The organism is Ruegeria sp. CK1 (assembly GCF_056536545.1).
Map to the genome: position 1 here is coordinate 227,608 of NZ_JBQFPX010000006.1, position 22,808 is coordinate 250,415.

The following is a 22,808-nucleotide window of genomic DNA, read 5'->3' on the forward strand; positions in this document are numbered from 1 at the left end:
TCTTAATGTGTTGAAGGAATGTCAGTAACTGTATTCCGGGAACACGCGCGTCAGATCACCATTCCAGTCGCCATTGTAGTGATCCAGCAACTCATCCGCCGGGACCTTGCCGGTCTCGATGCTGTCTTTGAGGGCGTTCAAGAAATGCGTCTCATCGGGCACCAGACCACCGGCACCGGGGAAGGCGCGGGATTTCAGACCAGCCTCAGAGATCGCGACCACTTCGCGCGCAAGCTCATGCATGTTTATCTTGCCGACTTGTGCTTGCAGCCCATCCTTTGCGGCCTCGACCCGAAGCGCTTCGCGCGTTTCGGCGTCCCAGCCCTTGACCAGATCCCAAGCCGCATCCAACGCGCCTTGATCGTAGGTCAGCCCAACCCAAAAGGCGGGCAGCGCGCACAGGCGCCGCCACGGGCCGCCGTCGGCACCACGCATCTCCATGAATTTCTTGATCCGCGCTTCGGGGAAGGCGGTAGTCAGGTGATCGGCCCAATCGGACAAAGTGGGCGTTTCGCCCGGAAGCGCAGGCAGCTTGCCTTGCAAGAAGTCGCGGAACGACATGCCCAGCGCGTTGATGTATTCACCGTCGCGATAGACGAAATACATGGGCACATCGAGCGCGTATTGCACGTAGCGCTCGAACCCAAAGCCCTCTTCGAACACGAACGGCAGCATCCCGGTGCGCGCGTCGTCCAGATGCCGCCAGATATAGCTGCGCCAGCTTTTCTGGCCGTTCACCTTGCCCTCGAAGAACGGAGAATTGGCGAACAGTGCCGTCGCCACAGGCTGCAGCGCCAGTGCCACACGCAGTTTCTGCACCATGTCGGCCTCAGACCCGAAGTCGATATTGACCTGAACCGTACAGGTGCGCCGCATCATGGCGCGACCCATGGTGCCGACCTCTTCCATATAGTCGTTCATCAGCCGATAACGGCCCTTGGGCATCAGCGGCATCTCATCATGTGTCCAGATCGGGGCCGCGCCCAGACCGATGAAGCCCACACCGATCTCATCAGCGATGTCCTTCACCTCGCGCAGGTGAGTATTCACCTCATCGCAGGTTTCGTGAATCGTCTCGAGCGGGGCACCCGACAGTTCCAGCGCGCCACCGGGCTCAAGGCTGACATTGGCGCCGTCCTTTTCCAAACCTATGAGTTTGTCGCCTTCACGCACTTCGGCCCAGCCGTGCCGGTCGCGCAATCCTTCGAGGACGGCCACAATCGAGCGTTCGCCTTCAAACGGCAACGGCTTCAGGGTGTCTTTGCAATAACCGAATTTCTCGTGCTCGGTCCCAATGCGCCAATCCTGCTTGGGCTTACAGCCCGATTCCAAATATTCGGCCAGCTGCTCATGGCGTTCGATCGGTCCGCCGCCGGACTGAGGGATGGACATGAATCGCGCTCCGATCCTGATGTGTCTGTCTAGTTGGCCAGTCGTGAGGGCAAACCGCGCCAGTGTCAATGCAGCCTGAGATGCGCAGGGCGCGAGGACGTGCGTTCCCAGATCACCACCGGATGGGTCGCGCTGCCGTTTAATTCTGCGAGCATTTGTTCAGTTTTCAACCCTGGCAAAGCTGAAAAAACATCAAATAAAGCCTCGGCCCCTTCTGCATTCACAGGAATGTGAAGCACCGGCTGGCCCGGTTGCTCAAGCACCCAATGCGCAGGCGATGACGTCGGGTCCAGCGCCAGTCGCTCAATCTCACGGGTTGCAACCATGCCACCATCCAGCGGGCCCAGATAAGTGATTTGTCCTTCATCGATTGAAACAACGCCGGGGCCACCTGCACCTGTGCGGAACCGGGCACGTTGAACGCCGATGACGGCGAGGGCCGCTGAGACAAGTACCAACACCCACCCCAGCCAGCCCAGCAATCCGCCTGGACCGCCGACCCAACTGAGGCCCACCAGCAGGACAAGGCCGGCCGCCAGCACCTCGCGCCAGCGCCACAGGATCAGTTTGGCTTCTGGTCGAATGAAACTCATAACGGCTCTCCTGTGGAAACACCTGGGTATGGTGCTTTGATGGTCTCGAACTGCATGGACGAGAAGTCGTGTATCAACCGACGGTTTTCAAGCCCGCCAGTATCACCGAAACCTGCCTGCCAAAGCGCGCCGCTTTCGGCCCATTGCAACTCATCCCCCCAACGATCAGCCCACTCCCATGCCTCGCATTCCATCACCTTTTGACCGCCCGAAGAAAGGATCGCATAGCGGCTAGAGATCAGAGCGCGGTTCTTCCGCGCCAACACGAAGGTCTGACTCAGACTGAATTCAGGCGACAGATCGAGCCTCAGGTCCACCTGATGACTTTCACCGCCGACCAGGTACCAACCGCGCGCCTTGAGACTCGAGACAACCAGATCGCCCATGTGAAAACCGTCAGTAGAATGCGGGAAAGCCCCCACATCGGCGGCTTTTAATCCGTCCGGCAGGTTTTCAGGCGCAGACGCCCCATTCAGCCAGAGCTTTCCGTCGGCTGTAAAAGCGCCTCCGCCCATCCAGCTGTCGGATTGTGGCCAGTATGCGATCGCCGTAAACCACGGCGCCTTGGACAAAGCAGTCCAGCAGCGTCCACCCCGACAGGCGAAATACACCAGATGATCCCCTGATGGTGACAAGTCGCAACGATATTCATGGATACGCGCGTTAAGCCACTGACCCATCTTGATCGTTTCGCGCCCGCGGTCCCACAATAACGCCGCAACCTGATGCGTAGGCCCCCTGCGCAACACAACCGCGCGATCCGAGACAGGGCTTGTCAACACATGCAAGCGGGGAGGCGGTGTCACGCCCAATCCCCCAGCGCCTGCTGCCACATGGTTAGCGCAGCCACAGCGGCCGTGTCGGCGCGCAGGATACGCGGGCCTAAACTGACCACATGGGCATAAGGCAACGCGGTCAGACGCGCGCGCTCACGATCCGAAAAGCCTCCCTCTGGGCCAATAAGAACAGCCCAGGGCTGGCCTTTTTCATTGGCCGCCAGACGTAAGGCCGAGCCGACTTCGGCCTCATTGCAAAACATCAATTGACGATCCTTAGGCCAACCGTCCAACACCCGGTCGAGCCGCTGAAGGTCGGCAACTTCGGGCACGAATGTTCCACCACATTGTTCAGCAGCCTCAACGGCATGAGCCTGTAACCGGTCCTGACGGATGCGTTCGGAGTTGGTGAATTCGGTCTGCACCGGCACGATCCGTGCCGCTCCCATTTCCGCCGCCTTTTCAACGATAAAATCCGTGCGTGCCTTTTTGATCGGTGCGAACAAAAACCACAGATCGGGCGGCAATTGCAGTGGTTTGGTCTGCTCGACACAGGTCAGAACGCCGCCGCGTTTGCCCGCTTCGGCCACCTCGGCCAGCCATTCTCCGTCCCGCCCATTAAACAGGGCGACGCGGCCACCAACAGCCAGACGCATAACGCCGAACAGGTAATGCGCCTGCTCGCGCGTCAAATCTATCGATTGCCCCGGACCCAGAGGGTGCTCTACATACAGTCTGATCTTTGCACTCATGAGACGTTACATATGCAAGGCAACGCCCCAACACCAGACGGTCAGGTCGCCGATGCGGTCAGTGGCAACTGGGTCGACACACATGCACCTGCTTTCGCCCGGCCCTATCTAAGGCTCAGTCGTGCGGATCGGCCGATCGGCACTTGGCTTTTGCTGATTCCCTGCTGGTGGGGTCTGGTGCTGGCGATTCTCAGTGACGGCAATCCAAGATGGGAGGATTTGTGGATCGCCATCGGCTGCGCCATTGGCGCCTTCTTGATGCGCGGCGCGGGCTGCACGTGGAACGACATCACGGATCGAGAGTTCGACGGACAAGTAGAGCGTACACGTTCACGCCCGATTCCGTCTGGTCAAGTCAGTGTAAAGCAGGCCGTTGTCTGGATGGGGATTCAGTGTCTGCTGGCGCTGGGAATTCTACTGACCTTCAACCAGGCCGCCATCGCGATGGGTGTGTTGTCTTTGTTGCCGGTGACAATCTACCCTTACGCCAAACGCTTTACGTGGTGGCCGCAGGTGTTTCTGGGGTTGGCTTTCAACTGGGGTATACTGCTGACATGGGCAGCACATACCGGAACGGTCGGTGTTCCCGCGATCATACTGTATTTGGCTGGCATCGCGTGGACCCTGTTCTATGACACGATCTATGCCCATCAAGATGCTGAAGACGATGAGTTGATCGGAATCAAGTCCACAGCACGGCTGTTTGGCACCGATACCGCACGTTGGTTGAAGTATTTTCTCGTGGCCACGGTCTTCCTGATGGGACTTGCCATAATCGACGCAATGACAACGCAGGCATCAATATTGGCATTGGTTGTCGCGCTGTCCGGACCATGGGCAATGGGCTGGCACATGACATGGCAACTGCGTGGACTGGACACCGAAGACAACGCAAAGCTACTGCAATTGTTCCGAGCAAACCGGGACACTGGCCTGATTCCGCTGATCTTCCTCTGCGTCGCTCTGCTGCTCTGATTGCACCTTGGCGCGGGGCTCTGTAAGAGTCCGAACCATCGCTTGAGGAGTCGATAAACCGCACATGCGTTTGCCCTATTTCTTTGCCGTTGCCCTTGTCTTTCTCGTGTCTGCGGGCTTGTGCCTGTTGACCGCCAGTTTTGCGGTAAAAAAGGTTGAAGAGACATCCGAATTTGCCGTGCGTCGCGCGCTGGACCTGAAAGGGCATGACTGGGCCGAGGTACATTCGGACGGTTTGCGCGTCGTCCTCACCGGCACCGCAACAGACGAGGCAACCCGTTTCAACGCTCTGACCGCCGCCGGCACTGAAGTAGATACCTCACGGGTGATCGACGAGATGCAGGTGGCGCCGACAACCGAACTGGCCGCGCCCCGTTTTTCTGCTGAGATTCTGAGGAACGACAGCGGCATCTCGGTGATAGGGCTGATTCCGGCTGGCGAAGACCGCGAAGAGCTGATTGATCGCTTGAGTAATCTGGGCAGCGGCGGCCGCGTCTCGGATTTGCTGGAAACCGCTGACTACCCCAAACCCAAGGGTTGGGATGACGCGGTTAGTTACGCCCTAGAAGCCCTTAACCGTCTGCCACGCGCCAAAATTTCCGCAAGTCCCGGGTTGGTCAAGATTACGGCTATCGCCGATAGTCAGCAGGAAAAGGAGCGGCTGGAACAGGACCTCGCCCGCGCCGCGCCGCCCAGCTTGCGGATTGGCCTGTCGATTTCCGCCCCGCGTCCGGTGATCACCCCGTTTACCCTACGTTTTCTGATTGACGAAAACGGCGGTCAATTCGACGCCTGTTCGGCGCAGGATGAACAGGCCCGCGCAGCAATTGTTGCCGCCGCGCAGGAGGCCGGCCTGACGGGCCCCTACAGTTGCACTATTGGATTGGGCGTACCTTCCCCCCGCTGGACCGAGGCTGCGACGCAAAGCATTCGTGCATTGGCGGAACTTGGTGGCGGGTCAGTTACAATGTCGGACGCGGATATCACAATAGTCGCGGCACAAGGTATCGACGCCGGATCATTTGACCGGGTCGTGGGCGAGCTTGAAAACGCATTGCCCTCGGTCTTTGCGCTGCACGCCATCCTTCCGCCTCCGGAATCCGAAGCCGAGGCCGGCCCGCCCGAATTCACCGCAACACGCAGCCCCGAAGGGTTGGTGCAGGTTCGCGGGCGATTGGGGGACGACACGCAGCGTGACATGGTCGACAGCTACGCCCGCGCGGCATTCGGGTCAGAACAGGTTTACACAGCAACACGCATCGCACCCGACGGGCTGCCGATGGACTGGCCTGTGCGTGTTCTAACAGGGCTTGAGGCACTGGCGCAGCTGCATAACGGAGCCCTGACTGTCACACCCGGTGATTTGATCCTGAACGGTGTCAGCCACGACCCCAACACCAAAGCTGAAATCGCGGGGCTACTGTCCGAAAAGTTGGGTGACGCCCAGGAATTCACCCTGTCCATCACTTACCAGGAACCACCAGAACCCGCCGATCAACTTCCCGATCCTGAAATCTGCGAAGAACGCATTGCCGAGGTTCAGGCTGGTACAAAGATTGCCTTTGAACCGGGCTCGGCCACGGTCGCCAGCGACTCGCGTGATACGGTGAACCAGATCGCCGACATCTTGCGTGAGTGCGGCCCAATCCGACTTGAGATTCAGGGCCACACAGACAGCCAAGGCCGCGAAGAGATGAACCAGCAGCTCAGCCAAGCACGAGCGCAGTCAATCCTGAACGAGCTGCGTGGACGCCGCGTGCCAACTGCCAGTTATACCGCCGTGGGTTATGGTGAGACACAGCCCATCGCCGACAATGACACCGAAGAAGGCCGCGAAGAGAATCGCCGCATCGAATTCCGCCTGATCCGGCCCGAGACAATCGAGAACCCGGAGACCGGGTTGGACGCGATCGAAGCCGAGACGATCAAGGCCGATTCGACGGACAATACCGCCTCAGACGCGGATGCAGAGGACCAGTAAGTTGAACCGAATCGAATTCATCATCGCCACCGCCGTCATCTTATTTGCGGCTTTCTGCATGGGCTGGTTCGCCAATTGGCTGGCTCACCGCTTGTCCCGTGTTCGCCAAAGCGACGTGGCCGATCTGGACCGCATGAGCCAAGAACTTCACGAAGCCGAAGAGACCCGCGATCAGGCAATCACCTACTTGCAACAGCGCGAGGCGGAACTGACCAATCAGCTGACCCAGGCCGAAGCCGAACTGGCCGCTGCCATGGACGGCCTACGCGCAGCCCGGCAAGAGGCCGAAGAACTGCGCGGACGCATCAACAACGCGGATTGATTCCGTAAAACCAATTTCCGTACCCAACTTGTTTGGCTAGGAGTCAGGTTGGATCGGCAAGATTTAGCCGGTAGGAATCTAAATTCTTCAATTCTCAAACAAATTCAATATTCTGAATTGGTGTATTTTTGCCTGTACACAGCAATGTCCACTATCCAGAAAATTGGAGTGTACTATGAATTTCCTAACAACTTTGAAGACCGCTGCAATCCTTGGCCTGTTTAGTATGACCGCCGCAGTCGCCTCAAGCGATGTGATCCCGTCAGAGAATGACACCTTTACAAAATGGGGTGAAGAATCCGGCTGGACCATCTATGTGGATGATACACGTGGTTCCTGCCTGATCGAACGTGTCGACGCAAACAACAACGTCGTTCAAATGGGCCTGACCAAAGATCACGAAATGGGCTATCTCGGTGTCTTCACCCAAAACGACATCGGCCTAAAAGGCAAAAAGGAAGAGATCATCTTGTCACTGGATGGCAACGTTTACTCAGCCGAGGCGCGGAAGAAAACTAAGCACCTCGCGGACGGGTACACTGGTGGCTATATTTTGGCGAATAACCCACAATTCGTCGAAGACGTCATGAAGAAGTATGAGATGACCGTATTCCCGGAAAAAGAAACCGGCTTTACGGTAAATCTTGATGGCACCCTTAAAGCTATCGAAGCCGCGCGAACCTGCAACTCAGAACAGAGCAGCTGAAGCGACTTGCCCAAGCCCGGTACCCGACAAACGGGTGCCGGAGCCTGTTATTACCAACGGTTCAGCGCGTCTTCATCTTCGTCTTTGGCAGCGACCCATTCGGAACCGCCCGAGGTTATCTCTTTCTTCCAGAATGGCGCGCGGGATTTCAGGTAGTCCATCAGATACTCTGCCGCCTCGAAGGCATCCTTGCGGTGTCGCGCAGCGGTAGCGACCATCATAATCCGATCCCCCGGAGCCAGACGCCCGTGGCGGTGTATGACCAACACGTCGCCCAAAGACCAACGCTGCAGCGCTTCTTCCGCAATCTTGGTCAAGGCGCGTTCGGTCATGCCGGGATAGTGCTCGATCTCCATCACGTCCAGATCGCCCGAGGCCAGATCGCGTACGACGCCGGTAAAGGTCACAATGGCGCCATTAGCGTCGTTTCCAGCAGCAAATGCATTGGCTTCGGCGCCCAGATCGAACTCTTCTTCCTGAACCGAGATACGCATTTAGCCACCGGTCATCGGTGGAAAGAACGCCACCTCCCGAACTCCGGCCAATGAGGCGTCGAAGTCCGATAACTCCTGATCCAACGCGACCCTCAGCGCAGAAATATCCTCAAAAGCCGCAGCGTAACGGGCCTCGCGAGCACAGAGTTCAGCGACAAGATCGGACACCGTAGCAGCGTCGGTTTCGATCTTCTCTTTCGGTAGGCCGATCCGTTCACGCACCCAGGCAAAATACAGGACATCCATCCCTTAGCTCTCCTTCAGATGGGGCATGGCTTTACGTAGGTAGTCATAGCCGGTGATCAATGTCAGCGTCGCGGCGATCCACAACAGCCACAACCCGAGACGACCGGACCAGAACATCCCTTCCAGATGCCAGCGCAGATGGGCCAGATCCTCGATCTGACCACTCAACACTTGATCAATCGTTTCAGGGTCCATCCCGTAGGAGCCCATGACGAAATAATGCTCGAAGATACCCTGCGAAAACAACACAGCGATGGCCACCATTTGCGCAGTGGTTTTCCACTTGGCCAGTTTCGTTACTTTCAGCGTCCCGGCCACATCGCCCAAATACTCTCGCAGACCCGAAACGAACACCTCGCGGAACAGGATCACTGTCGCGGGCAACACCAGCCACGGGGTCCAGTTTTCGTTTGAGTACCCCACAAGGATCATCAGCGCAATCACTACCATTGCTTTGTCCGCAATCGGGTCCATCATCGCGCCGATCTTGGTTTCCTGTTGCCAAGCCCGCGCAAGATAGCCGTCAAACCAGTCAGTGATGGCAGCCGTCAAGAACAAGATTAAAGCGAACCAATCCGCATAGGGTCGGGTGAAATACAAAAACATTACGGCCAAACCGGGGGCTGCAAGAAGTCGTAGCACGGTCAGGATATTGGGCAGGTTCCACTTCATGGTTTGGACATTACATCGGCAGTTGCTGACATAAAAGGCGGCCATCGAAAAAACTGTCCCGATCACAGGCAGTTGCACTGCCGTTGGCCAAAGGGCCGCCAGCCAGAATTCCAAGCCAGATTACCCCTTGGCGTAGGGGCGCTTTGCGTTCAGATTGGCGCCCGACTCCATAGCAGCAGAACAATGACACAGCACATTCAAACTGACCCCCGATCGAACTTGATCGGTAGCGCGTGGATGATCGCCGCAATGGCCCTTTTCGCGCTAGAGGATGCACTGCTGAAAGGCGCGTCCGCGACCCTGCCGATCTGGCAGACCCTACTGCTGTTAGGCTTGGGAGGATCGCTGATTTTAGCGGTTGTCGCTTTGGTTCGAGGAACGCGGTTGTTTCAGCCTGACGTGCTGTCGCGCCCCATGAAGGTGCGTGCGCTGTTCGAAATCCTCGGGCGACTTTTCTATGTGTTGGCAATCACGCTAACACCCTTATCCGCTGCCACGGTGATCCTGCAAGCAACCCCACTGGTCGTGGTCGCGGGTGCAGCTTTGTTCTTTGGCGAAACCGTCGGTTGGCGCCGTTGGAGCGCCATTCTGGTTGGTCTGATCGGTGTGATGGTCATTATTCAACCCACCGGCAGCAGCTTCTCGGCCTTATCGATCTTGGCCGTGCTGGGCATGCTGGGGTTCGCCGGGCGCGATCTGGCCAGCCGAGCCGCGCCAGCAACACTGGGGACTGAAGTGTTGGGGTTTTACGGTTTTCTCAGCATCGTGGTCGCTGGTCTTGCCTATCGGTTTTGGGAAGGCGTGCCGATGGCCCCGCTGGACCTGAACACCAGCTTGTATGTGGGCGGGGCCGTCCTGATGGGCACCGCCGCTTACGCATCTTTGATGAAAGCGATGCGGACAGGGGAGGTTTCAGCCGTAACACCCTTCCGTTACTCACGCCTGCTCTTCGGTGTTGGCCTGGGCGTGGTAATGTTTGGCGAGCGGCTTGACCAAACAATGTGGATAGGCAGCGCGTTGATTGTGGCCTCGGGGCTGTATATTTTATGGCGCGGGCGCCACGCTTAACCCTTGTCGTGGAAGAAGTCGTAGACCTTCTGCGCCAACCCAGCTGACACGCCATCGACCGCCTTAAGGTCGGCCAGATTGGCACGGCTCACAGCCTTGGCACTACCGAAATGTGCCAATAACGCTCGTTTGCGTGCAGCCCCAACGCCGGGGATTTCGTCCAGCGGCGTCGCACCCACTGCTTTCGCTCGTTTTGCACGATGAGTGCCGATGGCGAACCGGTGCGCCTCATCCCGCAGGCGCTGAATGAAATACAAAACCGGGTCGTTGCGTTTTAGGGCAAACGGGCGTTGGCCGATGCGGTGGAACTCTTCCTTGCCGTGGTCTCGGTCAACACCCTTGGCGACGCCCACCATCGGGATGTCCTCGACACCATGCTCGACCATGATCTCTTGCACAGCGCTAACCTGGCCGGCCCCACCGTCGATTAGCAGAAGGTCGGGCCACATCCCTTTTTCGCGATCTGGGTCTTCCTTTTGCAGACGTGTGAAACGACGGGTCAGAACCTCTTTCATCATTCCAAAGTCATCACCCGGAGTCAGGTCATCGCCCCGAATGTTGAACTTGCGATAGGCGTTTTTCATAAAACCTTCGGGACCGGCCACGATCATGCCGCCCACGGCGTTGGTCCCTTGAATGTGCGAGTTGTCGTAAACTTCGATCCGACCTGGCGGCGCATCGAGGTCAAATGCCTCAGCGACGCCCCGCAACAGCTTGGCCTGCGTTGCGCTTTCCGACATGCGTCGGGCCAGTGACTCGCGCGCATTACGCAGAGCGCCCGCCACCAGTTCCTGTTTCTCACCGCGCTGTGGCACAAGGATTTCGACCTTGCGACCCGCCTTTTCGGTCAATGCGTCTTGCATCAGGTCAGCGTTTTCAATCCCGTCTGACAGGATCAATTGCCGGGGCGGTTCTTTATTGTCGTAAAACTGGCCCAGGAAGGCCTCCATCACCTCGGCGGGTGACACGTCGGCCCCGACCCGAGGGTAGAAATCCTTGTTCCCCCAATTCTGGTTGGCACGGATAAAGAACACCTGAACACAGGCCTGCCCGCTGTCCATATAGAGGCCAATCACATCCGCCTCGGTCACGCCGCGCGGGTTGATGCCCTGTGATGTCTGCACCTGCGTCAGCGCCCGGATACGATCACGCAACCCGGCGGCACGTTCGAACTCCATCGCCTCGGAAGCGGCCATCATCTGCTCGGCCAACTCCTCTTGCACCTTGGTTGAACGACCAGACAGAAAGCGTTCAGCATCCTTGACGCTCTCGCGGTAATCCTCTTCCGAGATCAATCCGACACAAGGACCCGAACAGCGTTTGATCTGATACAGCAGACAAGGCCGCGTCCGGCTGTCGAACATGGAATCCGAGCAGTTGCGCAACAGGAATGCTTTTTGCAGTTGGTTCAGAGTTCGGTTCACCGCACCCGCGCTGGCGAACGGGCCGAAATACGCACCTTTTTCCTTTTTGGCCCCGCGGTGTTTCTTGATCTGCGGGAACGCATGATCCTTGGCGACCAGAATGTTCGGAAAGCTCTTATCGTCTCGCAGCAGTACATTGTATTTGGGTTTGAGCTGCTTGATCAGGTTCTGCTCGAGCAGTAGCGCCTCGGTTTCGGTCCGCGTGGTCAGGAACATCATCGAGGCAGTTGAGGCGATCATCCTTTCGATCCGCCCCGAATGGCCGGGACGCGTATAGTTCGACACACGCGCCTTTAGGTTCCGCGCCTTACCGACGTAGAGAACACGACTATCCGCATCCAGCATTCGATACACGCCGGGCGAACTATCCAGCGTCTTCACATAGCTCTGTATGCAGGCATAGCCAGTAGTCGGAGTATCCGGAATTTGGTCGTCTTGGAAGGTCATGGGCCTGAGATATGATTCTCTGACTATGGCTGCAATCTTGAAGCCCATAGATCAAGAGAAAACAAATCCACGGAATCTGTGGATAAGTATGCAGATAAGTTTCCGCGTATGGCTAAATTCCCTTGTTTCATTAAGGATTCCTTGATTTGCATAAAAAATAGGCACTTACTTAAGATATTGATTTAAAACAAAATAAAATCGTACACATGGCAAGTGTATGAAAAAAAAGACATTTTTGTAACGCGCAGGTAACGGAAATGGGACCGGTGCAAAACTTGCACCAAATTTACCTATTCTACGCCCAGAACGTCCGGCGTTTGCCAGCCAAGATGCTGTCCTCCGTCCACGCACAGAAGCTGTCCCGTTACCGCATGGGCATCCAAAAAGTATCCAAGTGCTGCGGTGATATCCGAGGGGTTCGCCCCACGTTCCAGAACCGTGTTGGCACGCTGCTTTTTGAAGTGCTCTTCGCTTTGGCGGTGGCCCTGCATCGTTGGTCCCGGTCCGATAGCATTGACGCGGATCGCTGGTGTAAGCGCCTGAGCCGCAGTGCGCGTCAATGCCCACAGACCCATTTTTGCAATAGTGTAGGACATAAACTCGGGCGTCAGTTTGCGTACGCGCATGTCTACCATGTTGACGATCAGTCCGGTGGCGATAGGTTCACCGGCTTCGTCCGTGTCTGGCGCAAGCCCTTGTTCAGCCATTGACTGCGTCAACACGAAGGGAGCGCGCAAGTTGCTGTCCATATGCCGATCCCAGCTTTGCCGCGTGGCCGTGTGGACATTATCGTATTCAAATATTGAAGCGTTATTTACCAAACAGGTGACAGGCCCACCCAGCGCCTCAACCGCGCGGGGCAACAGCGCACTCACCTGAGCCTCGTCTAGCAGGTCAGCCTGCAAGGCAACGGCCTTGCGTCCCAGGGCCTGAATCTCGGCCACGGTCTCTAAAGCGGGTTGTTCCGAGCTGGCGTAATGCACCGCTACATCATACCCGCGCCGAGCCAGATACAACGCCATAGCCTGACCGAGGCGAATTCCAGCACCGGTCACTAAGGCTCGGGTCATGGTTAAGTCCTCTCAGTCAATTTACGCCAGCAATACGACGACATAGACCGCATACAGAACTGTCAACACAATACCCCAGACGCGGGTGATATCTTGCTTGAAAAACACGAAGGGGATCAGCAGCAGTGATGCGCCCAGCATGACCCAAAGATCGAACTGCAAGAACTCGGGGTCTACGGGAATGGGGCCAACCAACGTTGCGATTCCCACGATGGCGAGCAGGTTAAACATGTTCGAGCCAATTACGTTGCCCAACGCCACATCGGCTTGCCTGCGCAGGGCTGCCATCACTGTCGTCGCCAGCTCCGGTAAAGACGTTCCGACAGCGACCAATGTCAGGCCGATAACCGTTTCGCTTACTCCATAAGTCAGGGCAATCACGGTCGCATATTCAACGAGCAGATGCGCACCCATCGGTAGGCCGATCAAACCCAGCACCAGATAGATCGAAATCTTCCAGTAGGGCATATTCGGGTCAGCTTCTTCCAAGCCGTCAAGTTCGTCATCATCTGCGCAAGCCGCACCGCAAGCCTTACGGTGGGCATGTGCTTCGCGGAAGGCATTCCACAGCACCAGCGCCAGCGCCGTCAGCAGGATTGCACCGCTAAGCAAGTTGAACACGCCGCAAAAGGCCAACCCGATGAACAGAACCGAAGCCAACAGCATGAAAACATAGTTTCTGCGGCTGTCACATTCGCTGGTGTGCAATGTCGCCAGCAAAGCCGGAAGACCCAGTACAAGCAGAATATTTGCGGTATTCGAGCCGACAACGTTACCCAACGCGATACCCGGCGCATTTTCCTTAATCGCACTGATCGCGATCAAAAGCTCAGGGGCTGACGTGCCAAATGCCACAATTGTCAGGCTGACAATCAAGGCCGGGACACCCATGCGCAAGCTCAGGTTCACCGCGCCTCGTACTAGCGCATCACCCGCCAGCAGTAGGATCAGCAATCCAAGGCCGGATAACAGCCATGCCGTCATGAACGGCCTCCTTTTTCGCAGGCGCAGGGGCCTTTACCGATCTTGAACCGTCCGCATCGCTTACAGCGAGCGGATTGCAACCGCTTCTGCCCCGGAAAGCGCAGCTTGCCGAACATCGCCAATACGCCCATGGCAATCAGGAACAGGGTGACAATCTTGATGATCACGTCACAAACCGAAACGCGCGTAGGCTGCGCGCTCCTCAAGCCCAGTGATGGCGTCCTGCGCCAGCGACGCGCCGAACCGCGACCACAAAGGCTTGCGCAGCCCATAGCGGCGGAACTTGACCTTGTCGCCGAACCGTTCCTGCATTTTGGGTTTTAGATGTGCGATGCCGTCGATCAGACCCAACTCTTGCGCGCGCCGAGCCAGCCAGATTTCTCCGGTGAACAGGTCCTGACTTTCGTCCAATTTCCCGGAACGGCGAGATTTGACGTGCTCGATAAAATTCTGGTGGATATCGGCCAGCAAGCCTTCCAGCCGTGCGACATCCTCTTTCTTTTCTGGCGAAAACGGATCGAGCATGGACTTCGATTCACCGGCAGTATGTATACGCCGTTCGATGCCCTGCCGCTTCAGTAAAACATGCGCACCAAAGCCCGCAGAAATCACCCCGATCGACCCTAGAACGGAACTGTCGTCAGCATATATTTCATCAGCTGCCGCTGCCAGCCAGTAGCCACCCGAGGCGGCTACATCCTCGACAAAGGCAATAACGGGGACCTCAAGCTCTTCGGACAATCGCCGTATACGCGCCCCGATCAGCGAGCTTTGTACGGGCGATCCGCCGGGCGAGTTGAGCTCAAGCGCGACGGCGGCGGGTTTACCCTTGCGAAAGGCTTTCTCCAGAACGGGGGCCAGTGCAGTGTCTGACATCGACCCACGACCGGCCATTCCGATGGCTCCGGACAGGCGCACAACGGCCACGCAAGGTTGTTTTTTGAGAAACGGCAGGCTGAGTTTCATGGGTGCCGATGTAGAGTGCACCCAAGCGGTAAACAAGGGACCGCTTTGTCGATAGATGCAATAGGAACACATTTCCTAAGGGCAGTGGGCAAAAATGCAACGCCCACCTGCGGCTTAGCTACGAATACGCCAGCCTGTTTTGAAGATCCACCAGATGATGCCCAGACATAGGCCCGTAAAGGCCAAAATGGCCAGCAAGCTGAACCCGATTGGCACATCTGCAAGCCCATAAAATGACCAGCGGAAACCCGAAATCAAATAGACTACTGGGTTAAAGAGTGTGATCGTCTGCCAAAGTGGCGGCAGCATCGAAATGGAATAGAATGTTCCACCCAAAAAGATCAGCGGCGTTACAACAAGCTGTGGCACCAGCGACATCTGTTCAAAATTGCTGGCCCAGATGCCAATTATGAAGCCCAGCAAGGAAAAGCTGAGACAGGTCAGGATCAAAAACGCCGCCATGGCAAGGGGATGCTCAATGCGCAACTCTACAAAGAAGGTCGCCGTTACAAGGATAACCAACCCCACAAACAACGACTTTGTCGCAGCAGCGCCCACGTAACCGATAACGATTTCGATGAAATTCACTGGCGCCGAGAGTAGTTCGTAGATCGTGCCAAGGAATTTGGGGAAGTATATGCCAAACGAGGCGTTTGAAATCGCCAGCGTGACCACCGACAACATAATCAAACCCGGCACGATGAATGCGCCATAGGAGACGCCCTCAACCTCTTGAATTCGGCTGCCGATGGCGGTGCCAAAAACCACGAAATACAATGAGGTCGACAGGACAGGCGATAGAAAACTCTGCGCCAGAGTGCGGAAGAACCGTGCCATTTCAAAGCGATAGATTGCGGCAATGGCGGACCAGTTCATGCAGGCTCTCCGGACACAAGGTTGACAAAAATTTCCTCAAGGCTGGATTGCCGCGTCTGCACATCGCGCAACACCAAACCGGCTTGCGCCACATCGTTCAGCAAAGTGGTGATCCCGGTGCGGTCGGCATGCGTGTCATAGGTATAAACCAACGCATCGCCATTTCCGTTCAATGCCAGGTTATGCACGGCCAGGCTTGCCGGAATAGCTTGAATTGGTTCGGTCAGCATCACCTCAAGCTGCTTCTTTCCCATCTGCGCCATCAAAGTTTCTTTGTCCTGCACCAGCAGCAACTCGCCCTTGTCGATGACACCAACACGGTCGGCAATGGCCTCGGCCTCTTCGATATAGTGGGTGGTAAGGATGATGGTGACGTCTGCCTGTTTCAGCTCGGCCACTATCTCCCACATATCCTTGCGCAGTTCGACATCCACACCGGCCGTGGGTTCATCCAGAAACAGCACCTGCGGCTCATGCGCCAAGGCTTTGGCGATCAGCACCCGGCGTTTCATGCCGCCGGACAATTCCCTGATCGCGTTCTTGCGTTTATCCCACAATGACAGTTTGCGCAGGATTTCTTCAATTCGCGCATCGTTACGGCCCAAACCAAACAACCCACGCGACAAACGTACTGTGTTCCAGACCTTTTCAAACGGCTCCAGCGCAATCTCTTGCGGCACCAGCCCTATCATTCTGCGAGCAGCGCGAAAGTCGCTCTGAATGTCGTGGCCGCCCACAGACACTGAACCCGAGGTCGGCGTGGTGATACCACAAATAGTCGAGATCAGCGTCGTCTTGCCCGCGCCGTTCGGACCAAGCAGCGCCAAAATCTCGCCTTGCTCGATATCCAGAGATACGCCCTTGAGCGCCTCAAACCCATCAGCATAAGATTTGCGCAGTTCCTTGATCGAAAGAATGGTCGTCATGCAAGTTCCTCGTTCTGGCGGCGACCCTACCCCGCTCAACCGACGCAGAACAGGCCAATTTCGCACAGGGTTCTGCGCTTTTTTGCGGGCTACGTGTTCAGCCTTGCAATTTATCGTCTGTCCTTGAACCTTGCGCGCAAAAAGGGGGACGAAATGCTGAACGGTATCCGAGTCATCGAATTCGAAGGGTTAGGCCCTGCCCCCTTTTCTGCGATGATGCTGGCGGATATGGGCGCCGATGTGATTACCATCCACCGCAAGGATCAAAGTGCGACGCCCGGCATGCCGGAACGCTCTATTCTTGACCGTGGGAAACGGTCCATTGATCTAGACCTGAAGGACTGCGCGGATTTGGAGATCGCGAAACGCTTGATTGCCTCGGCCGATGTGCTGATCGAAGGGTTTCGACCGGGCGTAATGGAGAAAATCGACCTTGGTCCCAGTTCTTGCCATGACCTGAACCCAAAGCTGGTCTATGGGCGAATGACAGGATGGGGTCAAGACAGCCCCCTTTCCCACACGGCCGGGCACGATCTGAACTACATCGCTCTATCCGGTGCGCTCTGGTACGGCTCAGCACCGGGGCAACCGCCGCTGACCCCGGCGACGCTGGTGGGTGACATTGGCGGAGGGGCCATGTACCTCGTCGCGGGCCTTTTGGCCGGCCTTTTAAATGCGCAGAGAACGGGTCAGGGAACTGTTGTAGACGCCGCTATCTATGATGGCTCGGCACATATGATGAATCTGTTGATGAGCCTCGGTCAAACCGGAAATTTGTCCGAGACACGCGGCCAAAGCCTGCTGGACGGCCCCCATTGGAGCCGCACCTACGCCTGCGCCGATGGCGGGTTTGTGTCGGTGCAATGCCTGGAACCTAAATTCTATGCGCAGTTTCTGGAAATAATGGGCCTGGCAGACGACCCTGACTTCCAAAAGCAATACGATCAGGCGCAGTGGCCCGAGCTGACCCAACGCCTGACTGAAATCTTCTCGGACAAACCTAGGGACTTTTGGGCGGACCTCTTCACCGGCACAGACGCTTGCGTCGCACCGGTGTTAAACCCAACCGAAGCGGAAGCTCATCCCATGAATATTGCGCGTCAAACATGGCTTAGGACAGGTGATACACTGCAAGCCGCTGCCGCACCCAGATTCTCAACGGCCGAATGGTGGCCCAAACCCAGCCCTGGCCGCGGAGAAAACCGTGAGGATATCCTAAACGAGCTCGATGCTGTAAACCCGCCTGCCTCTTCACTTGGCTAAAAATATCCCGGGGGATGAATTGGCCGAAGGCCAAGAAGGGGGCTGGCCCCCTTTTCCTTTATCGCCCACGCACAGTGTCAATCATCAACTGCACGTTCTCTGGATCCGCATCCGGCGTGATCCCGTGGCCAAGGTTGAAGATGTGCGGCCCATTCGACAACGCATCGACAATCCGGCGGGTATCATCCACCAAAGCCTGCCCACCCGTCACCATATGGGATGAGGCAAGGTTCCCCTGAACACACCCGTTCACCTGCACGTGTTCAGCCGCCCACTCAGGCGATACTGAATTGTCCAGTGCGACACAGTCCACGCCGGTCGCCTCGGCAAAACCGATATAGCCATCCCCAGCCTCGCGTGGGAAACCGATCACTGGAATACCGGGATGACGTTCCTTGAGGGTATGCGTGATAACCCGGCAGGGCTCAACCGCGTATTTTCGGAAGGCGTCACCCTTCAACGACCCGGCCCAACTGTCAAAGATTTTGACCACTTCCGCACCGGCTTCGATTTGGGCCGAGAGGTACTCGATTGTCGCCAGCGTGATACGCTCCAATAGCGCCTCAAACAGCGCGGTGTTTTCCTCGCGCAGCGCGTGGGCAGGTCCCTGATCCGGTGTCCCGCGCCCTGCAATCATGTAGGTCGCTACGGTCCATGGCGCACCAGCGAATCCGATCAGGGCCGTTTCGGACGGCAATTCACCAGACAGGATGCGAACTGTTTCGTAGACCGGCGACAGGGTTTCATGAATCTCTTCGACCGGTTTCAACGCGTCGAAGTCTGAGGCTTGCATGATGGTCGACAGGCGCGGTCCCTCACCAGTGACAAACCACAAATCCGCGCCCAGCGCCTGCGGCACCAGAAGAATATCGGCAAACAGGATCGCCGCGTCAAAACCATAGCGGCGGATCGGCTGCAGCGTGACCTCAGCCGCCAGTTCGGGATTGTAGCAAAGCGACAGGAAATCCCCGGCTTTCGCCCGGGTTGCGCGGTATTCAGGCAGATACCGCCCGGCCTGGCGCATCATCCAGATCGGCGGCACATCCTGTACTTCACCCGCCAGCGCCCGCAGCAGTTTCTTTGTCTCGGCCATCTTCGTCCCCAATCAACAGGTTTGCGCCACGGGTCGGCCCTCAGTGGCAATTTGTCAAGCGCTGCACCCATTGTCAGGGCAATGTGACGCGACTAAAGCTGGGCGCATGACACTGACCTTGCCCTCTCCCGCCTCACCACTGAAAATCGGCACCCGTGGCTCGCCTTTGGCGCTGGTGCAAGCCTACGAAACTCGGCAACGGCTGGGCGCGGCGTTTGACCTGCCCGACGAGGCGTTTGAGATCGTTGTGATCAAGACCACCGGCGACAACCGCGCCATGATCGATGCAGATCGACCGCTGAAAGAGATCGGCAACAAAGGTCTGTTCACCAAGGAAATCGAAGAAGCGATGCTGCGCGGCGATATCGACATCGCTGTGCATTCCACCAAGGATATGCCAGTGGAACAGCCCGAGGGCCTAGTATTGGACACGTTCCTGCCGCGCGAGGACGTGCGCGACGCGTTTATCTCGCCGACCTTGTCCTCGATCGACGACCTGCCGCAGGGCGCTGTGGTTGGCACCTCATCCCTACGCCGCCGGGCACAATTGTTGAACCGTCGGCCTGATCTGAAAGTGGTTGAGTTTCGCGGCAACGTGCAAACTCGCCTGAAGAAACTCAGCGATGGGGTGGCGGATTGTACTTTTCTGGCCATGGCGGGCATCCACCGGCTGAACATGAACGATGTGCCTGCAACTGCAATAGCCCCCGAGAACATGCTGCCAGCCATTGCGCAAGGCGCGATAGGCATCGAACGCCGCAACGATGATTCCCGCGCAGCGGGTATGCTTGAAGCGATCCATCATACTGAAACCGCACAGCGTTTGGCGGCTGAACGTGCGCTGCTGAAGGCGCTGGACGGCTCGTGTGAAACACCCATCGCCGGATTGGCCGAAGTACAAGGCGACCAACTACGCCTGCGTGGAGAAGTGCTACGCCCCGACGGCTCCGAGGCGATCACCGAAGACGTCACCGGTGCGATTGCCGACGGTGCCAAAATGGGCCATGCAATGGCGCATTCGCTGTTGAAGAAGGCGGGCCAGGGTTTCTTCGACTGGCGAATTTAGTAGAATTTTATTTAATGTGAACTGCTTCACTGTAGGAAATGCCGCGATCTGGCATCAAGTTTGCATACCGATCGAGACGATAGGTTGATCTCGATAAAGTCGAAATTTTTTTCAGTAAGTTCTCTTAAGTGGTATTCGAGGGGGCGAGAAAATACCTAAATAGCTGGTCGGTTAGGGCCGCTGTCATATTTCGACAGCGGCCCAGTTCTTTTCAGATCAATGTGTCAGACAGCGCTAATCGCCTGAACCGCCTTCTCAACAGCAGCCCGCGTAAGTTCCAGATCAGCGTCAGTCACTGCCAGCGACGGATACAGCTTGCCGGGAGATTTGAATATCCCATGCGCGCGCAACGTATCGTTGTAGACAACATTCCGGTGCGGGTCGTCATGTTTGGCGCTGCGGTAGTCGCGACATGCCGCATCTGTAAAGTAGATATCGAACAGCGTTTCATCACCAACGACCTGATGCGGAATGCCCGCCTTTGTTAATGCATCCACCTGCATCTGTTGTAATGCAGATCCAGTCGCGCGCAGTTGATCATAAGTGCACTCGCGCCGCAAAATCTCCATCGTTTTCAAACCCGCGACCGACGCAACGGGATTGCCGGACAAAGTGCCCAGCTGCATCAGCCAGCCCTCATCACCTACCTCGGTCTTGTCAAAATGCCTCATGATTTCGGCGCTCGCGCCCAGCGCAGCCAAAGGGAATCCACCGCCGGTGATCTTACCCAAGGTACAGATATCAGGTGTGACACCGTACTTCTCTTGTGCACCGCCATAAGCCAGACGGAACCCTGTTACGATTTCATCAAAGATCAGCAGGACATTGTGTTTGTCGCACAAATCACGCAGCCCCTGAAGGTAACCGGGCGTGGGCGGGATGATGCGCTGAAGCGGTTCGACCATGATCGCGGCAACGTCGTCATGTTCGCCCAGCAGGGCAGCGACCGCCTCAAGATCGTTGAATGGCGCAATCAACATCTGTTCGGCCACGCCTGCAGGGATACCGGCACTGTCCGGTACAGCTTGCGGAAAATTGACCCGCTTCGACGGTGCCAGGCTCATCTGAGCCTCGGCGCTCATACCGTGATAGCCACCTTCGAATTTCAGAATTTTATCGCGCCCGGTATAGGCCCGAGCCAGACGAATTGCGTACATATCCGCCTCACCGCCCGAAGCGACAAAGCGTATCTGTTCGCAGCAGGGCACCGCATCAATGATCGCTTCTGCCAGCTCAATGCCTTTGGCGTTGTTGGCAAAGAAGGTCATACCTTTGGGCAGTTGCTCTAGAACGGCTTCCATCACCTCCGGGTGGCCATGGCCCAACAGCATCGGGCCAGACCCGATGAGATAGTCGATATATTCGTTGCCATCCTCGTCCCAGACGTGGCTGCCCTCGCCTCGGGAAATAATGATGCCAGGGTCGAAATTGCCAAAACCTCCTGCGGGTAGAACCGCATTGGCGCGAGCGATCCATTCGGATTGAGTGTTGATTTTCAGCATCTCACACGATCTCCATAATCGGGGAACCAAGGATATCCGGATCAGGCGCAACACCTAACCCCGGCCCCTCGGGCGGGGCAATCCTGCCGTTTTCACGATTCGGTGCATCCGGGCATAGACGCGGTGCCACATAAGATGACAGATCACAGGTGTTCAGAAGCGATCCGTGCGGCGTCGAAGCCGCAAAATGCAGCGAGGCTGCTGTCACGATGTCCGAGCCCCAAGTGCATTCAGCGCAAATCTCTGCGCCGAATTGCACAGTCAGATCGCGCGCCCGACGCATTGCAGACAACCCGCCGAACTTGGACAGTTTCAGGGCCACAGCATCCATGCAACCCAGTTCATGCGCCCGCATCAGCGAAACAAGGTCATAGGCGTTTTCGTCGATCTTCATCGGCAAACCCGTCGCTTGCCGAACGGCGGCACAGTCTTCCAGCGTTTTGCACGGCTGTTCTAGCATCACGTCCAGATGCGCCACCGCACGGCCCGTCCGCGTGGCCTGCAACCGGGATGCGCCGCAGTTCCAATCGCCGTAGACTAAGGGTCCCGATCCCACCGCCTCACGCACTTTGATCAGACGTTCGGCATCGGCCTGCCAGTCGCCTTCAACCCCCAGCTTGACCTGAAACTGGCGAATACCTGTCTGATAGGCGGTCTGGGCAATCCGTGCCATTTCGTCCGGGGCGATGCAGGTGATCGAATGATACAGCGGCATGTCCTTGCGTGTTCGCCCACCCAACAGGGCATAGAGCGGGTGCCCCGTGGCCTGCCCGAACAAGTCCCATAGTGCTATGTCCACAAGAGATTTCGCATAAAGATGCCCTTGCAAAAGAGCATCCAGTTTACGCATCGGGGCATCAACACCGATTGGCGAAGTACCCAAGATTTCCGGCCCCATTTCCGCCACTGCACCGGGCACGCCATCGGCATATGCAGGCAGGTAATGCGGGATCGGACAGACCTCTCCCCAGCCCTGCAAGCCGGTATCAGTCTCAAGGCACAGGATGTGCGTTTTAACGGTGGCGCAGGTCTTACCCTCGGCCATGTGATAGGTTTCATGGCTGGTCAGATCGACAGACCAGAGCGTTATTTTCTTGATCTTCATGCAACCCATCCATGGCGTACGTGGGTAATACGTTCAGAGGGGCCAGCCCCTCTCTTGGCCTGCGGCCAATTCACTCCCCGGGATATTTCTGGCCAGATGAAGAGGCGGA

General features: G+C 57.0%; 24 protein-coding genes. 7 read left to right on the plus strand and 17 right to left on the minus strand.

The genetic code is table 11. The features are described from left to right. Positions 1–21: 21 nt before the first annotated feature. The 4 genes from ACR0L3_RS15370 to ACR0L3_RS15385 all read right to left on the minus strand — a co-directional run bounded on the left by ACR0L3_RS15370 (position 22) and on the right by ACR0L3_RS15385 (position 3,513). Positions 22–1,392, minus strand: a complete 1,371-nt coding sequence (locus ACR0L3_RS15370; protein ID WP_480746639.1) for a glutamate--cysteine ligase — start codon at positions 1,390–1,392, stop codon at positions 22–24. Between the two features lie 65 nt (positions 1,393–1,457). Beyond that, positions 1,458–1,985 (minus strand): hypothetical protein, encoded by a 528-nt coding sequence (locus ACR0L3_RS15375; RefSeq protein ID WP_480746640.1) that lies wholly within the window; start codon positions 1,983–1,985, stop codon positions 1,458–1,460. Beyond that, positions 1,982–2,791 carry a hypothetical protein gene (locus ACR0L3_RS15380; RefSeq protein WP_480746641.1) on the minus strand — a complete coding sequence of 270 codons (810 nt, stop codon included), beginning with the start codon at positions 2,789–2,791 and terminating at the stop codon, positions 1,982–1,984. Before ACR0L3_RS15380 ends, ACR0L3_RS15375 begins: the two co-directional genes overlap by 4 nt. Beyond that, positions 2,788–3,513 (minus strand): 16S rRNA (uracil(1498)-N(3))-methyltransferase, encoded by a 726-nt coding sequence (locus tag ACR0L3_RS15385; protein WP_480746642.1) that lies wholly within the window; start codon positions 3,511–3,513, stop codon positions 2,788–2,790. The genes ACR0L3_RS15380 and ACR0L3_RS15385 overlap by 4 nt, the downstream gene beginning before the upstream one ends. Before the next feature lie 12 nt (positions 3,514–3,525). Here ACR0L3_RS15385 and ubiA point away from each other — a divergent pair, with 12 nt between their 5' ends. The 4 genes from ubiA to ACR0L3_RS15405 all read left to right on the plus strand — a co-directional run bounded on the left by ubiA (position 3,526) and on the right by ACR0L3_RS15405 (position 7,497). Then, a complete protein-coding gene (gene ubiA / locus ACR0L3_RS15390) occupies positions 3,526–4,488 on the plus strand; it encodes a 4-hydroxybenzoate octaprenyltransferase (protein WP_480746643.1) in 963 nt (320 codons plus the stop codon). Positions 4,489–4,552: 64 nt separating this feature from the next. After that, on the plus strand, positions 4,553–6,469 hold the full coding sequence (locus ACR0L3_RS15395) for an OmpA family protein (protein ID WP_480746644.1): 1,917 nt from the start codon (positions 4,553–4,555) through the stop codon (positions 6,467–6,469). Between the two features lies 1 nt (position 6,470). Beyond that, complete coding sequence (locus ACR0L3_RS15400; RefSeq protein ID WP_475207887.1) at positions 6,471–6,791, plus strand: hypothetical protein; 321 nt, start codon at positions 6,471–6,473, stop codon at positions 6,789–6,791. Positions 6,792–6,966: 175 nt separating this feature from the next. Beyond that, entirely contained in the window at positions 6,967–7,497 is a 531-nt protein-coding gene (locus ACR0L3_RS15405) for a hypothetical protein (protein ID WP_480746645.1), read from the plus strand. A 50-nt stretch (positions 7,498–7,547) separates the two neighbouring features. Here ACR0L3_RS15405 and ACR0L3_RS15410 read toward each other — a convergent pair whose 3' ends face one another. The 3 genes from ACR0L3_RS15410 to pgsA are packed head-to-tail and all read right to left on the minus strand — an operon-like array spanning position 7,548 to position 8,909. Beyond that, on the minus strand, positions 7,548–7,991 hold the full coding sequence (locus ACR0L3_RS15410; RefSeq protein ID WP_480746647.1) for a molybdenum cofactor biosynthesis protein MoaE: 444 nt from the start codon (positions 7,989–7,991) through the stop codon (positions 7,548–7,550). Next, on the minus strand, positions 7,992–8,237 hold the full coding sequence (gene moaD / locus ACR0L3_RS15415) for a molybdopterin converting factor subunit 1 (RefSeq protein WP_480746648.1): 246 nt from the start codon (positions 8,235–8,237) through the stop codon (positions 7,992–7,994). It abuts the gene before it with no gap. A gap of 3 nt (positions 8,238–8,240) precedes the next feature. Beyond that, positions 8,241–8,909 (minus strand): CDP-diacylglycerol--glycerol-3-phosphate 3-phosphatidyltransferase, encoded by a 669-nt coding sequence (pgsA, locus tag ACR0L3_RS15420; RefSeq protein WP_480746694.1) that lies wholly within the window; start codon positions 8,907–8,909, stop codon positions 8,241–8,243. 183 nt (positions 8,910–9,092) lie between these two features. Between pgsA and ACR0L3_RS15425 the strand changes: the two genes are divergently transcribed. Continuing rightward, the gene (locus tag ACR0L3_RS15425; RefSeq protein ID WP_480746649.1) at positions 9,093–9,977 is read left to right on the plus strand and encodes a DMT family transporter; all 885 of its coding nucleotides are present in this window, start codon (positions 9,093–9,095) and stop codon (positions 9,975–9,977) included. Here the strand turns inward: ACR0L3_RS15425 and uvrC are convergent. The 7 genes from uvrC to ACR0L3_RS15460 form a co-directional block, all read right to left on the minus strand. Beyond that, positions 9,974–11,848: an excinuclease ABC subunit UvrC gene (gene uvrC, locus ACR0L3_RS15430; RefSeq protein WP_480746651.1), complete on the minus strand. Its 1,875-nt coding sequence runs from the start codon at positions 11,846–11,848 to the stop codon at positions 9,974–9,976. The genes ACR0L3_RS15425 and uvrC overlap by 4 nt on opposite strands. Positions 11,849–12,138: 290 nt before the next feature. Next, positions 12,139–12,918, minus strand: coding sequence for an SDR family oxidoreductase (locus tag ACR0L3_RS15435; protein WP_480746652.1), 780 nt, complete (start codon positions 12,916–12,918; stop codon positions 12,139–12,141). Positions 12,919–12,939: 21 nt separating this feature from the next. Beyond that, on the minus strand, positions 12,940–13,902 hold the full coding sequence (locus ACR0L3_RS15440) for a calcium/sodium antiporter (protein WP_480746653.1): 963 nt from the start codon (positions 13,900–13,902) through the stop codon (positions 12,940–12,942). Continuing rightward, positions 13,899–14,069 carry a hypothetical protein gene (locus ACR0L3_RS15445; RefSeq protein ID WP_480746654.1) on the minus strand — a complete coding sequence of 57 codons (171 nt, stop codon included), beginning with the start codon at positions 14,067–14,069 and terminating at the stop codon, positions 13,899–13,901. The genes ACR0L3_RS15440 and ACR0L3_RS15445 overlap by 4 nt, the downstream gene beginning before the upstream one ends. A 1-nt stretch (position 14,070) precedes the next feature. Further along, positions 14,071–14,868 carry a S49 family peptidase gene (locus tag ACR0L3_RS15450; RefSeq protein ID WP_480746655.1) on the minus strand — a complete coding sequence of 266 codons (798 nt, stop codon included), beginning with the start codon at positions 14,866–14,868 and terminating at the stop codon, positions 14,071–14,073. 114 nt (positions 14,869–14,982) lie between these two features. Beyond that, on the minus strand, positions 14,983–15,744 hold the full coding sequence (locus ACR0L3_RS15455; RefSeq protein WP_480746656.1) for an ABC transporter permease: 762 nt from the start codon (positions 15,742–15,744) through the stop codon (positions 14,983–14,985). Next, on the minus strand, positions 15,741–16,670 hold the full coding sequence (locus tag ACR0L3_RS15460) for an ABC transporter ATP-binding protein (RefSeq protein ID WP_480746657.1): 930 nt from the start codon (positions 16,668–16,670) through the stop codon (positions 15,741–15,743). The genes ACR0L3_RS15455 and ACR0L3_RS15460 overlap by 4 nt, the downstream gene beginning before the upstream one ends. 153 nt (positions 16,671–16,823) lie before the next feature. Between ACR0L3_RS15460 and ACR0L3_RS15465 the strand changes: the two genes are divergently transcribed. Continuing rightward, complete coding sequence (locus ACR0L3_RS15465) at positions 16,824–17,933, plus strand: CaiB/BaiF CoA transferase family protein (RefSeq protein WP_480746658.1); 1,110 nt, start codon at positions 16,824–16,826, stop codon at positions 17,931–17,933. 58 nt (positions 17,934–17,991) lie between these two features. Here the strand turns inward: ACR0L3_RS15465 and hemE are convergent, their stop codons facing one another. After that, entirely contained in the window at positions 17,992–19,026 is a 1,035-nt protein-coding gene (gene hemE, locus ACR0L3_RS15470) for a uroporphyrinogen decarboxylase (protein WP_480746659.1), read from the minus strand. 106 nt (positions 19,027–19,132) lie between these two features. Between hemE and hemC the strand changes: the two genes are divergently transcribed. After that, entirely contained in the window at positions 19,133–20,092 is a 960-nt protein-coding gene (gene hemC / locus ACR0L3_RS15475) for a hydroxymethylbilane synthase (RefSeq protein ID WP_480746660.1), read from the plus strand. Positions 20,093–20,316: 224 nt separating this feature from the next. Here hemC and ACR0L3_RS15480 read toward each other — a convergent pair whose 3' ends face one another. Together ACR0L3_RS15480 and ACR0L3_RS15485 are read right to left on the minus strand one after the other, a co-directional pair. Further along, positions 20,317–21,594: an aspartate aminotransferase family protein gene (locus ACR0L3_RS15480; RefSeq protein WP_480746661.1), complete on the minus strand. Its 1,278-nt coding sequence runs from the start codon at positions 21,592–21,594 to the stop codon at positions 20,317–20,319. Position 21,595: 1 nt separating this feature from the next. After that, positions 21,596–22,699 carry a mandelate racemase/muconate lactonizing enzyme family protein gene (locus tag ACR0L3_RS15485; protein ID WP_480746662.1) on the minus strand — a complete coding sequence of 368 codons (1,104 nt, stop codon included), beginning with the start codon at positions 22,697–22,699 and terminating at the stop codon, positions 21,596–21,598. Between the last annotated feature and the right edge of the window lie 109 nt (positions 22,700–22,808).

Bases quoted from the DNA above. Each gene is read 5' to 3' on its own strand.
- ACR0L3_RS15405 (WP_480746645.1), top strand. From the start codon at position 6,967: ATGAATTTCCTAACAACTTTGAAGACCGCTGCAATCCTTGGCCTGTTT.
- hemE (WP_480746659.1), bottom strand. From the start codon at position 19,026: ATGGCCGAGACAAAGAAACTGCTGCGGGCGCTGGCGGGTGAAGTACAG.
- hemC (WP_480746660.1), top strand. From the start codon at position 19,133: ATGACACTGACCTTGCCCTCTCCCGCCTCACCACTGAAAATCGGCACC.
- ACR0L3_RS15480 (WP_480746661.1), bottom strand. From the start codon at position 21,594: ATGCTGAAAATCAACACTCAATCCGAATGGATCGCTCGCGCCAATGCG.
- ACR0L3_RS15425 (WP_480746649.1), top strand. From the start codon at position 9,093: ATGACACAGCACATTCAAACTGACCCCCGATCGAACTTGATCGGTAGC.
- ubiA (WP_480746643.1), top strand. From the start codon at position 3,526: ATGCAAGGCAACGCCCCAACACCAGACGGTCAGGTCGCCGATGCGGTC.
- uvrC (WP_480746651.1), bottom strand. From the start codon at position 11,848: ATGACCTTCCAAGACGACCAAATTCCGGATACTCCGACTACTGGCTAT.
- ACR0L3_RS15435 (WP_480746652.1), bottom strand. From the start codon at position 12,918: ATGACCCGAGCCTTAGTGACCGGTGCTGGAATTCGCCTCGGTCAGGCT.
- ACR0L3_RS15375 (WP_480746640.1), bottom strand. From the start codon at position 1,985: ATGAGTTTCATTCGACCAGAAGCCAAACTGATCCTGTGGCGCTGGCGC.
- ACR0L3_RS15370 (WP_480746639.1), bottom strand. From the start codon at position 1,392: ATGTCCATCCCTCAGTCCGGCGGCGGACCGATCGAACGCCATGAGCAG.
- ACR0L3_RS15410 (WP_480746647.1), bottom strand. From the start codon at position 7,991: ATGCGTATCTCGGTTCAGGAAGAAGAGTTCGATCTGGGCGCCGAAGCC.
- ACR0L3_RS15395 (WP_480746644.1), top strand. From the start codon at position 4,553: ATGCGTTTGCCCTATTTCTTTGCCGTTGCCCTTGTCTTTCTCGTGTCT.
- ACR0L3_RS15450 (WP_480746655.1), bottom strand. From the start codon at position 14,868: ATGAAACTCAGCCTGCCGTTTCTCAAAAAACAACCTTGCGTGGCCGTT.
- ACR0L3_RS15460 (WP_480746657.1), bottom strand. From the start codon at position 16,670: ATGACGACCATTCTTTCGATCAAGGAACTGCGCAAATCTTATGCTGAT.
- ACR0L3_RS15440 (WP_480746653.1), bottom strand. From the start codon at position 13,902: ATGACGGCATGGCTGTTATCCGGCCTTGGATTGCTGATCCTACTGCTG.
- ACR0L3_RS15455 (WP_480746656.1), bottom strand. From the start codon at position 15,744: ATGAACTGGTCCGCCATTGCCGCAATCTATCGCTTTGAAATGGCACGG.
- ACR0L3_RS15385 (WP_480746642.1), bottom strand. From the start codon at position 3,513: ATGAGTGCAAAGATCAGACTGTATGTAGAGCACCCTCTGGGTCCGGGG.
- ACR0L3_RS15465 (WP_480746658.1), top strand. From the start codon at position 16,824: ATGCTGAACGGTATCCGAGTCATCGAATTCGAAGGGTTAGGCCCTGCC.
- moaD (WP_480746648.1), bottom strand. From the start codon at position 8,237: ATGGATGTCCTGTATTTTGCCTGGGTGCGTGAACGGATCGGCCTACCG.
- ACR0L3_RS15485 (WP_480746662.1), bottom strand. From the start codon at position 22,699: ATGAAGATCAAGAAAATAACGCTCTGGTCTGTCGATCTGACCAGCCAT.
- pgsA (WP_480746694.1), bottom strand. From the start codon at position 8,909: ATGAAGTGGAACCTGCCCAATATCCTGACCGTGCTACGACTTCTTGCA.